Annotated in this window: 13 protein-coding genes; 10 read left to right on the top strand and 3 right to left on the bottom strand. The window is 51.2% G+C overall.

Annotation, left to right across the window (positions count from 1 at the left end; all coding sequences use genetic code 11):
• The first annotated feature begins 155 nt into the window (after positions 1-155).
• Together ACFQNG_RS19135 and ACFQNG_RS19130 are read left to right on the top strand one after the other, a co-directional pair.
• A complete protein-coding gene (locus ACFQNG_RS19135; RefSeq protein ID WP_379867513.1) occupies positions 156-1,472 on the top strand; it encodes a sensor histidine kinase in 1,317 nt (438 codons plus the stop codon).
• Positions 1,473-1,476: 4 nt separating this feature from the next.
• Positions 1,477-2,412: a response regulator gene (locus ACFQNG_RS19130; RefSeq protein ID WP_379867512.1), complete on the top strand. Its 936-nt coding sequence runs from the start codon at positions 1,477-1,479 to the stop codon at positions 2,410-2,412.
• Positions 2,413-2,532: 120 nt separating this feature from the next.
• Here ACFQNG_RS19130 and ACFQNG_RS19125 read toward each other — a convergent pair whose 3' ends face one another.
• From ACFQNG_RS19125 to ACFQNG_RS19115, 3 genes are all read right to left on the bottom strand, one after another.
• Positions 2,533-2,898, bottom strand: a complete 366-nt coding sequence (locus ACFQNG_RS19125; protein WP_379867511.1) for a hypothetical protein — start codon at positions 2,896-2,898, stop codon at positions 2,533-2,535.
• A gap of 2 nt (positions 2,899-2,900) precedes the next feature.
• Positions 2,901-3,260 carry a hypothetical protein gene (locus tag ACFQNG_RS19120; RefSeq protein WP_379867510.1) on the bottom strand — a complete coding sequence of 120 codons (360 nt, stop codon included), beginning with the start codon at positions 3,258-3,260 and terminating at the stop codon, positions 2,901-2,903.
• A gap of 417 nt (positions 3,261-3,677) precedes the next feature.
• Positions 3,678-5,165 (bottom strand): FAD-dependent thymidylate synthase, encoded by a 1,488-nt coding sequence (locus tag ACFQNG_RS19115; RefSeq protein WP_379867509.1) that lies wholly within the window; start codon positions 5,163-5,165, stop codon positions 3,678-3,680.
• 270 nt (positions 5,166-5,435) lie between these two features.
• Here ACFQNG_RS19115 and ACFQNG_RS19110 point away from each other — a divergent pair, with 270 nt between their 5' ends.
• The 8 genes from ACFQNG_RS19110 (at position 5,436) to ACFQNG_RS19075 (ending at position 13,672) form a co-directional block, all read left to right on the top strand.
• Entirely contained in the window at positions 5,436-5,858 is a 423-nt protein-coding gene (locus ACFQNG_RS19110; RefSeq protein WP_379867508.1) for a hypothetical protein, read from the top strand.
• A 135-nt stretch (positions 5,859-5,993) separates the two neighbouring features.
• On the top strand, positions 5,994-6,809 hold the full coding sequence (gene pdxK, locus ACFQNG_RS19105; RefSeq protein ID WP_379867507.1) for a pyridoxine/pyridoxal/pyridoxamine kinase: 816 nt from the start codon (positions 5,994-5,996) through the stop codon (positions 6,807-6,809).
• 234 nt (positions 6,810-7,043) lie between these two features.
• Complete coding sequence (locus ACFQNG_RS19100) at positions 7,044-8,036, top strand: ABC transporter ATP-binding protein (RefSeq protein WP_379867506.1); 993 nt, start codon at positions 7,044-7,046, stop codon at positions 8,034-8,036.
• A complete protein-coding gene (locus ACFQNG_RS19095; RefSeq protein ID WP_379867505.1) occupies positions 8,023-8,994 on the top strand; it encodes an ABC transporter ATP-binding protein in 972 nt (323 codons plus the stop codon). Before ACFQNG_RS19100 ends, ACFQNG_RS19095 begins: the two co-directional genes overlap by 14 nt.
• Before the next feature lie 131 nt (positions 8,995-9,125).
• Entirely contained in the window at positions 9,126-10,733 is a 1,608-nt protein-coding gene (locus ACFQNG_RS19090) for an ABC transporter substrate-binding protein (protein ID WP_379867504.1), read from the top strand.
• A gap of 85 nt (positions 10,734-10,818) precedes the next feature.
• On the top strand, positions 10,819-11,829 hold the full coding sequence (locus ACFQNG_RS19085) for an ABC transporter permease (RefSeq protein ID WP_379867503.1): 1,011 nt from the start codon (positions 10,819-10,821) through the stop codon (positions 11,827-11,829).
• Between the two features lie 6 nt (positions 11,830-11,835).
• On the top strand, positions 11,836-12,747 hold the full coding sequence (locus tag ACFQNG_RS19080; RefSeq protein WP_379867502.1) for an ABC transporter permease: 912 nt from the start codon (positions 11,836-11,838) through the stop codon (positions 12,745-12,747).
• Positions 12,748-12,883: 136 nt separating this feature from the next.
• Positions 12,884-13,672 carry a TIGR00266 family protein gene (locus ACFQNG_RS19075; RefSeq protein WP_379867501.1) on the top strand — a complete coding sequence of 263 codons (789 nt, stop codon included), beginning with the start codon at positions 12,884-12,886 and terminating at the stop codon, positions 13,670-13,672.
• The last annotated feature ends 148 nt before the right edge of the window (positions 13,673-13,820 follow it).

The raw sequence follows: 13,820 nt of genomic DNA, 5'->3' as shown, positions 1-13,820 counted from the left end.
AGGATATAATTGATCCTATCATTCGACCTACAAAATCAAACAAAAATCTACAAAAACACACACACATTATTTTGGGAATGGGTAATGAGAAGGAGTTGTAATGAATGCTTCTGTTGATCCGTGTAAGTTAACCTTTTTTCAAACAAAATGGGGAAGTGACTTTCGTGAACATCAGTCATTTGTTGAAAAAAGACATCTTCATACTTGTTCTCATGATGTTTACCGTGCCATTGGCAGGCGAATTGAATTTTTATCCCGTTAATGAAACGTTCCGTGTCAGTTTTGGGGCGCCGACATTTTTTTTCTTTTTGTTGTTGTTCCGGAAAATGCCAGTGGTTTTGCCGGGTTTTTTGACAGGAATGGTGATTGTGGGATTTCGTGTTCTCTTGGATCAGCTCATGGGGGAGAATATTGATTGGACCTCTTCTTTTCAAGCTCACTTCTCCAGTTTTTTCTATTATTTCACTTATTCTTTTCTATTTCATTTGGCAAAAGTCAACCGATTTCCCAACCGACCTTTCATCATCGGAGGCATTGGCATCACGATCGAACTATTGTCCGACTTGGTGGAGTTGATGATGCAATATTTCGTGTTGGGAACAACGATGACGTTGGCGGCGTTGAACGATATGACCATTATTGCGATTTCCCACAGTTTTATTGTGCTCAGCTTTTTTAATGTGCTGAAATTATATGAAGCGCAGTCAAAGGAAAGGCAAATAAGAAAACAGAACGAACACATGCTGATGCTCATCTCCAATTTATATGAGGAATCCATTCATTTAAAAAAAACATTGATAAATATTGAGAACACCACGAAGAAATCGTATGATCTGTACAAGCGTTTAAACGGTTTGAAAAATGGACGGGTCGCCGTTCCGATCGAGGAATTCCGCAGACAGGCATTGAAAATCGCCGGAGAAATACATGAGGTCAAAAAAGACAACCAACGCATTTTTGCCGGACTTGCAAAGCTCATTTCTGATGAAAGGTTCGTGGATTATATGGACGTGCATGAACTTGTCGGGATCATCGTGCGGACAAACGAGAAATATGCCCGTTTGCTGGGAAAAGACATTCGATTTGTCTTAACAGTTGAAGGGAATCATCCGCCTTACCATGTTTTCACCATTCTATCGATCATCAATAATGTCGTCGCCAACGCGGTGGAAGCGATCCATGCTGCGGGAACGATCACCATTGGCGTTGACAGGGAGCGTGATTCGGTTGCATTCCGGGTGGGCGACGACGGCCCCGGTGTTCCGCCGAAGCATAAGTATTTGATTTTCAAGCCGGGGTTTACTTCCAAATATGATGGTTCTGGCAATTCATCCACAGGCATCGGATTGTCCTATGTTAAAGAAATGGTCGAACAACTCGGGGGTGATATTGCACTCCAGGGCGGGTTGGGGGGAAAAGGGGCGACGTTCACGATTCGATTGCGGGTTGACCGCTTAACGGAAGAAGGGTGATGGCATGCTTTTTTATATCACAGACGATGATGAAGCCGTTCGCTCCATGTTGGCCCAAATCATCGAAGACGAGGATCTTGGCAAAGTGGCGGGGGAAGCTGGGGACGGCTCATTGTTGGATGGGCAAATGCTGACCTTGAAAAACATAGACATTTTATTGATCGATCTGTTGATGCCGATTCAAGACGGAATTGAAACGATTCGCCAAATAAAACCGACATTCAAGGGGAAAATCATCATGATTTCCCAGGTGGAATCGAAAGAACTGATTGGCACAGCCTATTCGCTCGGTTGTGAATACTATATTACAAAGCCGATCAACCGAATCGAGGTGGTGTCGGTCATTCGGAAAGTCATCGAACGGATTCGATTGGAAAAGTCGATACAAGACATTCACAAATCACTCCATGCCGTTCTTGAATTGGACAACCCGCAGGGCCGGCAACCCAAAGCTTCCACCGAAAACCAGATAAGATTCTTCGGCAATGTTCTTTTATCCGAATTGGGGATAGCTGGTGAAAACGGCAGTAAGGATTTGCTGGATATGCTGGACTATTTATATCAATGCGAACAAGGCCAAACGTTGAAAAAAGGGTTTCCCTCCCTTAGAGAGATTTTTGTGAATCTGGCCCGAAAACGGCTTGGAAAATCAGCGACGGAACTGGAATTGAAAAAAGAAGTCAAAGCTTCCGAACAACGGGTCCGCCGAGCGATTTATCAATCGTTGAATCATTTGGCGTCCCTTGGCCTTGCCGATTTTTCAAATTGGAAGTTTGAAAATTACGCTTCAACGTTTTTTGATTTCGCAAGCGTGCGGAAAAAGATGGCGGAATTGGAGAATGGCTCAACGCGGTCCACCTCCCTTATCCGCGTCAATGTGAAAAAATTTGTTCAGGTTCTCTATTTTGAAGCGAAACGGGCATATCAGGAGATGCAATAAAGACGGGAATCAGACATAAAAAAGGTTGCTGACAAGACCGCTTTCAACGGGGGTCAGCAACTTTTTTTGTGTTGATGTGATAGTGTGTGGATCGAATTCATATCATTGGCAATATTTCATTTATTCCCAGTGGGACAAATCGCGTTCGCGTGCGCGCGAATAAACATCATCGGGATTTTTGGGGAGCCCCGCAATGCGCAAGCCGACAGACAAGAAGTAGATCGTTTGCTCCGTCGGCGCATAACGGTAGATTAAGCGCATATTGGGGCGCTGCTTTTTGCGTGGCCGGGCGACGGAAAAAAACTTTTTTTTGCGGAAACCGGTCAAGGGGGCGTATCTGAGCGGCGCGGCTTTCGCAGGATTGCGCAAGACTTGCTCAATGGCTTTATCGATCTGCATCAAACATTCCTGGAATCGCTTTTTTCCCAGTACCGTATACAGAAAAGCGAGGTCATCGCGAAAAGATGGATGATAAACCTCTTTCATCATCAAGGGGTTCCTTTGTTTTCTACCAGTTGTGATAAGAAGTTGAGCCGGGTTTGGGCTTGCGGTTTTTCGATCCAATCGGTACTGGCGATGTTCAAGCGTTCCGTCAATTCGTCGGCAAGGCGCATATCTTCATGCATCTCTTCCAATTCTTCCAAGCGGTCCAACAGCTGCTCATAGGCTTTGATATCTAAAATGACAGCACGAAGCTCGTTATTGTGCACCAATCCCAATTTTTGAAAAGCGTGCAGCTTCTCTTCGAACAATTGTTCCTTGCCGATCTCCATCAATTCACTGGCGGATATCAGCTCTTCACGGGCAAACGCTTTAGACATGCGGACAATCCCCTCTCGTCTGATCATCGTGATCACCTATGCCTAGTGTAAAAAACTCCTAGTTTCATTATACATCGAAAGGCGGGAAAAAGAGACGCGGATCTGGATAAAAGCGCGATGATTTCTCCATGCAAAAAGGACTCCCCCGTATGAAGGAGTCCCGAGCTTGCTGACAAAGTGACCCCGGAGTCGATTTTTGAGTCTGCGTTCCATGGTCGCTTTGTCGGGAAGGTGCTCCGTCACCGAACTCCGGCGCGGGCAACAATCACATTCGTTGTCGCTATCGCTCCGTTGCCCGCTTTTTTCCTTCGTTCGGCACTCCGCTTGATTAACAGCTCCCAGTCACTCCGCTTTCACCCACAGGGTACAGGCAAAAATCTTCTTCCTCTAAGGTTGGTCATTATCTTGAGTACTCCCTCTCGCCTAAAGGAGTCCCGCTCACAATCAGCCCATCCGGCGCTTCGCATATTGGGCCAACACCGGGTGCGCGGCTTGCAGTTGTTCATGCAGTTGCTCAAAGGTATCGCGAATGTCCCACTGGGCTTCGGCGGAAGTGCGCAAATTGATCAGATGGTAGAGTTCCCATAAGCTGGCCGTGCACGTGACTTGGCGGTGATGGGCGTTGGTGACCGCGTATGCGGCGATGGTCGGATTCCAATCGGACAATTCGCGCACAAGCGCTTCCGCCTCCTGGATCAAGGCGGTATAACGATCCGTCAATCCGGCGGCGGCAACATGGGGCGGAACCGTATAACCCAGAGAAATCGTGGGTTTGCCAAAGCTGAAGTGAGCGCGCCGATTATGGCGCAACAGTTGATGCCAGTTGGCCTCCGAGATGACCAACTCCATGTGGTAATGAAGATGTTGCAGTTCGGGCAGCGGATTATCGAAGAATCGCAAGTCCGCCAAGGCATCATGGGCCACTTGTTCCAGTTCGGCCAGCGTTTGGGCCTCCGCTTTGGCTTGGGCCGCTTCATACGTGAGGCCGGCATGGCTGACGAGGAGATGGGTGGCCAACGCAGTCAGGGCGTCGTGGTACTCGGGCATCTGGGTGAACCGGGCGCGCGGCCCCGCGATGGCTTGGCCGCTTGGTTGCAGGGAGGCAAACCGTTCGTTCAGCTTATGCCGCGCCCCCAGCACATACTCGTTGGGCCGCACATATTTGAGTAGCGTGGGGATCACCTTGCTGATTTCTTTCTCCATATCGCGGGCCAGCTGATGGCATTCCGCAAGTTCGCTGGACAGGAGGGACACCAGTGTGTCGCGAAGGGCGCGGCCGTTCCCGGTCATGCCCAAGTTGGTCAAGGTGCCCAAGGTGAGCACATAGCGCGCGTCTTCAAACGCGATTTTTTCCACGCGCGATTGATAGGCCCGGTCCGATTCCCCATCCGCCCGCGGTACGGCCTGCCGCAGGTAATGGATAAGCCCTTGCATCAACGCTTCGTACGTGTCGTAGGCCTGATCGTTCAGCGTGAGATATTTGGCTTTCAACTCGGGATGTTGCTCCAGTTCTTCCGGTATGTAGAATTCTCCCCGTTTCGGGCGCTGGTAACGTTGGCTGTATTCCGTAAAGCTGTTGAAGGAGTTGGCCAGTTCCAGCTCAGCGGAAGCGAGGCGGCTGATTTTTTCAATTCCGATATGGGCAACCGCATGCTCCGCGACACTGGAATGCCCATAGCCGACGACCCATTTCTCATGGAAGCGCGCCGCTTTTTCAGAATAAGATGTGGCGAGTCCGCCGCTTTGCTCATTCACCGCCAGTTCATCGTCAGCGAGCAACTTGGCCAGATTGTCGCGAAAGCTGAGCGGGCTGCGGCTCACATAAGCGAAGATCACGGCAATCACTTCTTCCGGCAAGTTGAAAATGGTGTAGACATTTTGATCCAAATTGGATACATAGCGGGTCAAATCCACTTTATGCTCCGTGTTCATCTTTTCCATCCCTCCTGATTCATCATTTCATTCTAACAAAAATCACCCCGGCTTAGTATCCTCTTCCAGACAGGCCATTCTATCGCAGAGATGGAGAGAAAGCAATGAACGCAACAAAAGCCGTCGGGAGATGGTTTGCCACGGCTTTTCCTGAACCATACCTCACTTGGATTGCAGCGCATCTCTATGATTTCCATCAGGATACGAGATAAACTCTTAAAATGGGGGTCGGCATGTTTTAGAATTAGAGAAAAAACAGAGGTGGGAACATTGGCAATCGAAGTCGTATTAGCTTTTCATCTAAAAGAAGATACACCTTCTGAGATTATAGACATTCTCGAATACATGATTGATCAAGAAAAACGAAATCCAGAAGACGAGTATAATCCCCCTTTTAAGCTACCAGACCATCCTTTTTTCCAAAAAGATCCTTATAAGCAAGAATGGCTTCTTTTTCCTTTTATGGATCAAGGAATGTTCGCAAGCATCCCAGATTCGAGTATGTACCAATATGGACCAGGAGATGAGTATCGTGTCTCCATCCGAACCAATCTTCCTTCCTCCTGGTACCAGAAAGTAGATGATTTCTTAGACTGGCTAACTCCTTACATTTCGGGTGCAGGCAATGGAAATGAGTTTGTGGGCTATTGGAGATACTCGGGTGAAAGCGATCCGGTAATCCTTCATGTATAACAAAAAAGCGCGCACTCTTTAAAAGCCGATCTTTATATAGCGCCTGCGGTGTTGGAGGATCTTTTTCGCCTTGGCAATATAAGGTATGATGGAGCGTAGAGATTGATTTGTTTTTAGGATACAGGGGGGATTTTTATGGCGGTATATAAAGCTTTAACAATTGCTGGATCGGACAGCAGCGGCGGAGCGGGAATCCAAGCCGATTTAAAAACATTTCAAGAGCGCAATGTCTACGGCATGACCGCGTTGACCACGATTGTGGCGATGGACCCGGAGAACAACTGGGATCATTTGGTTTTTCCCATTTCCATTGAGGTCGTGCGTGAACAGTTGAAAACGATTGTCGACGGCATTGGCATTCATGCCTTGAAAACGGGGATGCTGGGATCGGTGGAACTGATCGAACTGGCGGCGGAAACGATTGACAAGACAGGGGTGCCCGCGGTGATTGATCCCGTGATGGTTTGCAAGGGAACGGATGAGGTGCTGCACCCGGAATTGGCGGACGCGTTGCGTGAAGTATTGGTTCCGAAGGCGACCGTGGTGACACCCAACCTGTTTGAAGCGGGGCAATTAAGCAAGCTTGGACCGATTGCGACGGTAGAGCAGATGAAAGAGGCGGCAGCCCGCATCCACGCGTTGGGGGCACAAATCGTCGTCGTGAAAGGCGGTGGCAAGCTGCAACATCAAGCGGCGGTCGATGTCCTGTATGATGGACATGCCTTTGACGTGCTGGAAAGCGACCGCATTGAAACCACTTACACCCATGGAGCTGGTTGCACTTATTCGGCGGCGATCACGGCTGAATTGGCCAAGGGACGGCCAGTGCGCGAAGCGATTGAAACCGCTAAAGACTTTATTACCGAAGCGATCCGTCATTCGTTCCCATTGAACCAGTATGTCGGCCCTACCCTCCATGCGGCGCACCGCGTCTATGGAGCAAGCCGTTGATGACGGATGAGTGGCGTCTCCTCGAGACGCCACTCATCCCATAATGAATTGGCAATATTTTTAAATAGGTCATACTAATCCAATTTATGAGATGTATAAAAATAATTGTTGAAGGAGTATTAAATTAATTGGTAGAATATATTGAGTTAATAATATTTTATTCATTATAAAAAACAGGCAATCATTCAGTACATTCCCAATTCATTTATTATGAGCTATCCCTGAGGTGATCCAATGACCCAACCTGTGTTAGAGATTCAGCACTTAAAGTTGCATTTTTTTACCGATAAAGGCGTGGTGAAGGCAGTGGATGGTCTGGATCTCACCATACGTGAAGGGGAGATCGTTGGCCTGGTAGGCGAATCCGGCTGCGGTAAAAGCGTAACCTCGCTGGCGGTGATGGGCCTGGTACCCCAGCCGCCCGGCAAGATTGTGGACGGATCGATCCTGTTTCAAGGCACGGATCTGACCAAGTTAAGCCAACGGGAGTTGCGGCAAATCCGCGGGAAAGATATGGCGATGATCTTTCAAGAGCCGATGACCTCTTTGAATCCGCTGTTTACGATAGGCAATCAACTGATTGAAGCGATTCGCGCGCATCGGAAGAGCGGCAATGGGGAAGCCCGGGCGCTTGCGCAAGAGATTTTGCACAAGGTCGGGATTTCCCGCAAAGGGATTTTGGATGAGTATCCGCATCAGTTGTCCGGCGGGATGAGGCAGCGGGTCATGATTGCCATGGCCATGATATTGAACCCGCGCCTGCTGATTGCCGATGAGCCCACAACGGCGTTGGATGTCACCATCCAAGCGCAGATTTTGGAATTGATGAAGCTGTTGAACAAAGAGTTTGGCACGGCGATCCTCTTGATTACGCATGATCTTGGCGTTGTGGCCGAGATGTGCGACCGGATTGTGGTGATGTATGCCGGACAAGTGGTGGAGGAAACCGATCGCTACCGCTTGTTCAGCCAGCCCCAACATCCTTACACCCAAGGGTTGTTGCAATCGATTCCCAAATTAGATGAGCAAAAGGAACGGTTGTATGCCATTCCGGGACAAGTGCCCAACCCGTACGAGATGCCGAAGGGGTGCCGGTTCGCTCCGCGATGCGAGCATGTGATGGACATTTGCAATGAGGCGGGCCCCGTGTTGATTTCCGTTACGGAGGGGCATGTGAGCCGTTGCTTCTTGCATCAGAAGGAGGAATCGATTCATGGCACTACTTGATGTTCGCAACCTGAAGAAAACCTTTCCCATCCATGGCGGGGTCCTGGGCGGCAAAGTGGGGGAGGTCGTTGCCGTTGATGATGTGAGCTTCTCGGTGGAGCCGGGGGAGACCCTGGGGTTGGTCGGAGAAAGCGGTTGCGGCAAATCGACGACGGGTCGCACCATTATGCGCTTGTACGAACCGACGGCGGGAGAAGTGGAGTTCGCCGGAAAGAAATTGTTTCAGCTCAAGCCGGAGGAAATGCGGCAAGCGCGGCGGGATTTGCAGATGGTGTTTCAAGACCCCTTCGCTTCGCTCAATCCGCGTCAGAAAATTTCAACCATCTTGGAAGAGCCTTTGATCGTGCATGGGTTGGGCAACGCCAAAGAACGGAAGGAGCAAGTGCAGGAACTGCTCCACGTGGTGGGGTTGAATCATATTCACGGCGGACGGTATCCCCACCAGTTCAGCGGCGGCCAACGGCAACGGATTGGGATTGCCCGGGCGCTGTCCACCCGGCCCAAGTTGATTATCGCGGATGAACCGGTGTCGGCGCTCGACGTCTCCATCCAATCCCAGGTGCTAAACCTGATGATGGATTTGCAGGAACAATTTGAACTGACTTATATTTTCATCGCGCATGATCTCAGTGTGGTGAAGCATATCAGCGACCGGGTTGGCGTGATGTACCTGGGTCGCTTGGTTGAACTGGCCCCCCGTGACGAACTGTACAAGAAGCCGCTCCATCCCTATACGGAGGCGCTCCTGTCCGCGGTGCCGGTGCCGGATCCCCAAGCCAAAAAAGAGCGCATCATCTTGACGGGGGATGTGCCCAGTCCGGCCGATCCGCCACGGGGATGTGCGTTTCATCCGCGCTGTCCCCATGTGATGGAGATCTGCAAAGAAGCGCGCCCCACCTTTAAAGATGCGGGTGGAGGCCATTTTGTGGCTTGCCACTTGCTGGATAAGCAAGGGTAGAGTGGGAGCGGCGCCACGTCGAAGAAATATTCAGACATTTGGGAAACGGCTTTTTCGCCAAAGGAGGTGAGGGGAGAAGCGACGTCACCAGTCAATTTATCCATCAAGGATCATGAAAAGGAGGAAAGTGTATGAAAAAACGGTTATGGCTGTTACCTTTGCTGGCAATTTTTATTTTTTCATCTGTTTTAGTCGGCTGTGTGGAGAAGAAAAGCGCCGATTCCGGTGCCAAAACCTTGATCTACGGTCGCGGGGAAGATGCCAAGTTGCTTGATCCGATTCAAGTGACCGATGGCGAATCAACCAAGGTGACTGATCAGATTTTTGACAACTTGGTGGAATACGCGGACGGCAACACCGATGTGGTGCCAAGCTTGGCCGAAAGCTGGGAAGTGAGCGCGGACGCCAAAGTGTGGACCTTCAAACTGCGCAAAGACGTGAAGTTCCACGACGGCACCCCATTCAATGCGGATGCCGTGGTTTACAACTTTGAACGTTGGGCCGACAAGAGCCATCCGGAGCACAAGGGCGGCGACTTCTCTTACTACGGGTATATGTTCGGCGGATATAAAGGGGATGCGGGACATAAGATCAAGAGCGTGACCGCGGTGGATGAGTACACGGTCAAATTCGAGCTGACTTCCCCGCAAGCGCCCTTCTTGCAAAACCTGGCGATGTCCGCGTTTGGGATCGCCTCGCCAACGGCGGTGAAGAAAGACCCGGCCGCTTTCGCCCAGCATCCGATCGGCACGGGGCCGTTCAAGTTTAAAGAGTGGAAGAAGAATGACACGATCACGCTTGAGAAAAACCCCGATTTCTGGAGAAAAGGGGAACCGAAGCTGGACAAAGTCATCTTCAAAGTAATCCCGGACAACGCCGCGCGCTTCACGGCGCTCAAATCGGGTGACGTGGACATCATTGACGGCTTGAATCCCAGTGATGTGGGGCCGGCCGAAAAAGACAGCAAATTGCAAGTCTTTAAGCAAGTGGGCATGAACGTCGGCTACTTGGCGTTTAATACTGAGAAGAAACCGTTTGACAATCCGAAAGTGCGCCAAGCGATCAACCATGCGGTCAACAAAGAAGCGCTGATCAAAAACTTCTACTCCGGTTTGGCCAAACCGGCCGTCAACCCCATGCCGGACTTCATGTTGGGTTACAACAAAAATGTGAAAGATTATGAATTCAACCTGGACAAAGCGAAACAACTGTTGGCGGAAGCCGGCTATCCGGACGGATTTGAAGTGGAGTTCTATGCGATGACCGCGCCGCGCCCCTACATGCCGGACGGCAAGAAAGTGGCCGAGTACATCCAAGCCGATTTGGCCAAAATCGGGGTCAAAGTGAAAATCGTGACCTACGACTGGCAAATCTACTTGGACAAAACGGGGAAAGGCGAGCATCAAATGGCCTTGTTCGGCTGGAACGGGGACAATGGGGACCCGGACAACTTCTTGTACGTTCTGCTGGACAAAGACAACACCCGCACGCCGGACGCCGGGAACATCGCTTTCTACAAAAACGACGAGTTGCATGATCTCCTGATCAAAGCGCAAGAGTCCAGCGACGAAAAAGAGCGGGCCGACCTGTATGCGAAAGCGCAGGAAATCATCAAGCAAGATGCGCCATGGGTGCCGATCGCCCATGCCACCGTGCCATATGCGGCGAAAAAAGAAGTGACTGGATTCAAGACACACCCGACGAATGAGCTTTCCCTGGAGAAAGTCGACTTGCAGTAAAAAACGGGGGGTAACATCATAGCGTTTCGCTATGGTGTTACCTTTTGTATCAACGTGACCGATAGGGATTAGGTGGTGAAACCGAATGCTAGCATACACAGTACGACGATTGTTGATGTTGATCCCTGTTCTCTTGGGCATGTCGTTGATCGTGTTTGCCGTCGTGCACGCGATTCCGGGTGACCCAGCCAAGACGATTGCCGGCGACAAAGCGACGCCTCAGCAACTGCAAGAGATCCGGCACAACCTTGGGTTGGATCAACCGATCTATATCCAGTATTTCCGCTATTTGCAGCAACTGTTGCAAGGGGATCTGGGCACCTCTTTGGTCAACAAGACGCCGATCAGTGAAGAAATTGGCCCCTTCTTGGCGGCAACCGCGGAGCTGTCTTTTGTCGCCATCGGAATTGCCCTGATCTTCGGCATCAACTTGGGCATTTTATCGGCGTGGCGCCAAAACTCCTGGCTGGATTACGGTTCCATGTTTATCGCTCTCATCGGTGTTTCCATTCCGATTTTCTGGCTCGGATTGATGGAGCAATGGCTGTTCGCGCAAGAACTGGGTTGGTTCCCTTCGAATGGGCGGCTGGATCCGCGCATGGAGTATGAGCCGATCACCTATTTCTACATCATCGACGCCTTTTTGTTTGGCGATATGGCGATGCTGGGGGACGTGTTGAAACACATCTTGCTGCCGGCTGTCGCGCTCGGCACCATCCCGATGGCGATCATCGCCCGCATGACCCGCTCCAGCATGCTGGAAGTGATGCGTTCCGATTATATCCGCACGGCCAGGGCGAAAGGGGTCTCCGAGTTTTGGGTGATCTACAAGCATACGTTGAAAAACGCCATGATCCCCATTTTGACCGTGGTCGGTTTGCAACTGGGCCTGCTGTTGGGCGGCGCGGTCTTGACGGAAACGATCTTCAGTTGGCCCGGGATTGGACGGTATATCTATGATGCGATCAATTCGCGCGATTATCCCGTCATCCAGTCCGGCATTCTGGTGTTGGCGGTGATTTTTGTCATGATCAATCTCATTGTCGATTTATTATACGCCTGGATCGATCCACGGATCCAGTATGGGAAGGAGTGAGGTATGATGCAAACCGGCAATGTTCAACCTCCAGTAACGGAAACTCCTGAAGCAACCGCAACGTCCCACTCCGCTCCGCTGGAAAATCCGGTTCAAGGTTTTGTGCGCGCCTTTTTGCGGCACCGTTCAGCCGTCATTGGAAGCGGATTGGTCCTGATCTTTATCATTTTGGCGCTGGTCGCGCCCGTCATCACCCCCTATGATTACACGGAGCCGAGTCCGGATACGCTGGCCGCCCCCTCCGCGGAACACTGGTTTGGCACCGATGATTTGGGACGGGACATCTTCACGCGGATTGTGTACGGCTCACGCATCTCCTTGTGGGTCGGTTTCGCCAGCATCGTCGGTTCGGTCGTGGTGGGGAGCTTCTTGGGCTTGATCGCCGGGTTTTACGGCAAATGGCAGGATACCTTGATTTCCCGCCTGTTCGACATCATGCTGGCTTTTCCAAGCATCCTGTTGGCGATCGCCATTGTGGCCATGTTGGGCCCGGGATTGAACAACGCCCTGATCGCGATCGCGATCATCAACATCCCCACCTTCGGCCGCTTGATGCGGTCCCGCGTGCTCAGCGTGAAAGCGGAAGACTTCGTGTTGGCGGCGCGGGCCATCGGGATGAAAGACAGCCGGATTCTCTGGCATCATATCCTGCCCAATTGTTGGACGCCGATCATGGTGCAAGGGACGCTGAGTTTCGCGACGGCGGTGATCGAAGTGGCGGCGCTCGGCTTCTTGGGCTTGGGGGCGCAACCGCCGGACCCCGAATGGGGAACCATGCTGTCGGACGCCCGCGATTACCTGCAGTTGGCCCCATGGACGATGATTTTCCCGGGTGTGGCCATCATGATCACCGTACTGGGCTTCAACCTGCTGGGCGACGGCCTGCGGGACATTTTTGACCCGCGCATGAAGCAGTAACGAAAGCGTAACGATCCGAAGCGAGACCGGATCGTTATTTTTTTTGCAAAAGTGATAGGAACAAGCGATTTGCGGGAAAATAGTTACTGTTTGCGATAAGAACAGAATGATGATGATGAAAAAGGGAGCGGATCAGATGGCTTCGGCACATGAAATTGACTTTCGCATTTATGGCGATGACATGCAATTGGTGGAGATTGAGTTGGACCCGCAGGAAAGCGTGATCGCGGAAGCGGGCAGTCTGCTGATGATGGATGACACGATTCAGATGGAGACCATTTTCGGCGACGGCAGCCAAACGAGCAAAGGTCTGATGGGCAAACTCTTCAGCGCCGGGAAACGGCTGCTCACGGGCGAGAGCTTGTTTATGACCGTGTTTACGAATACGGGTGGCACAAGAAAAAACGTTTCGTTCGCCGCCCCTTATCCGGGCAAGATCATCCCGCTCGATTTGAAACAATACAACGGGAAAATCATCTGCCAGAAAGACTCCTTCCTTTGCGCGGCCAAAGGCGTATCGGTGGGGATCGAACTGCAACGGAAGATCGGAGCCGGATTCTTCGGGGGCGAAGGCTTCATCATGCAGAAACTGGAGGGGGACGGCTTGGCTTTCGTCCATGCGGGCGGCACCATCATTGAAAAGGAGTTGCAAGCGGGGGAGATGGTTCGCCTCGACACGGGTTGTTTGGTGGCGATGACTGCCACCGTCGATTATGACATCCAATTTGTCGGCGGGATCAAAACGGCCTTGTTTGGCGGGGAAGGGGTCTTCTTCACCACGCTCAGGGGGCCGGGCAAAGTATGGGTCCAAAGCTTGCCGTTCAGCCGCCTGGCCAGCCGGATCTTCGCCGCCGCGCCGGCAACGGGCCGTAAAGATGAAGGCAGCATTCTCGGCGGCTTGGGCGACCTGTTTGACGGGGATTGAGGCTGTCGCGCAAAAAGCGACCCCCGCCCTTTTCCGATGTTGGGGAAGGGCGGGGGGTTATTTGTTTCATGGTATGATCTTGTCTTCATTAGTGAAAAAAATATTCTGATATAATGGAAAATGAATTTATCAAAATAATGGGAGGGGC

The organism is Laceyella putida (assembly GCF_042665195.1).
GTDB classification, from domain to species: Bacteria; Bacillota; Bacilli; order Thermoactinomycetales; family Thermoactinomycetaceae; genus Laceyella; species Laceyella putida.
Note: the sequence above shows the minus strand (reverse complement) of the source record. Positions and strands in the feature narration are given on the sequence as shown.

Bases quoted from the DNA above. Each gene is read 5' to 3' on its own strand.
- ACFQNG_RS19100 (WP_379867506.1), top strand. From the start codon at position 7,044: ATGACCCAACCTGTGTTAGAGATTCAGCACTTAAAGTTGCATTTTTTT.
- ACFQNG_RS19080 (WP_379867502.1), top strand. From the start codon at position 11,836: ATGCAAACCGGCAATGTTCAACCTCCAGTAACGGAAACTCCTGAAGCA.
- ACFQNG_RS19095 (WP_379867505.1), top strand. From the start codon at position 8,023: ATGGCACTACTTGATGTTCGCAACCTGAAGAAAACCTTTCCCATCCAT.
- ACFQNG_RS19090 (WP_379867504.1), top strand. From the start codon at position 9,126: ATGAAAAAACGGTTATGGCTGTTACCTTTGCTGGCAATTTTTATTTTT.
- ACFQNG_RS19130 (WP_379867512.1), top strand. From the start codon at position 1,477: ATGCTTTTTTATATCACAGACGATGATGAAGCCGTTCGCTCCATGTTG.
- ACFQNG_RS19120 (WP_379867510.1), bottom strand. From the start codon at position 3,260: ATGATCAGACGAGAGGGGATTGTCCGCATGTCTAAAGCGTTTGCCCGT.
- ACFQNG_RS19125 (WP_379867511.1), bottom strand. From the start codon at position 2,898: ATGAAAGAGGTTTATCATCCATCTTTTCGCGATGACCTCGCTTTTCTG.
- ACFQNG_RS19085 (WP_379867503.1), top strand. From the start codon at position 10,819: ATGCTAGCATACACAGTACGACGATTGTTGATGTTGATCCCTGTTCTC.
- ACFQNG_RS19115 (WP_379867509.1), bottom strand. From the start codon at position 5,165: ATGAACACGGAGCATAAAGTGGATTTGACCCGCTATGTATCCAATTTG.
- pdxK (WP_379867507.1), top strand. From the start codon at position 5,994: ATGGCGGTATATAAAGCTTTAACAATTGCTGGATCGGACAGCAGCGGC.
- ACFQNG_RS19075 (WP_379867501.1), top strand. From the start codon at position 12,884: ATGGCTTCGGCACATGAAATTGACTTTCGCATTTATGGCGATGACATG.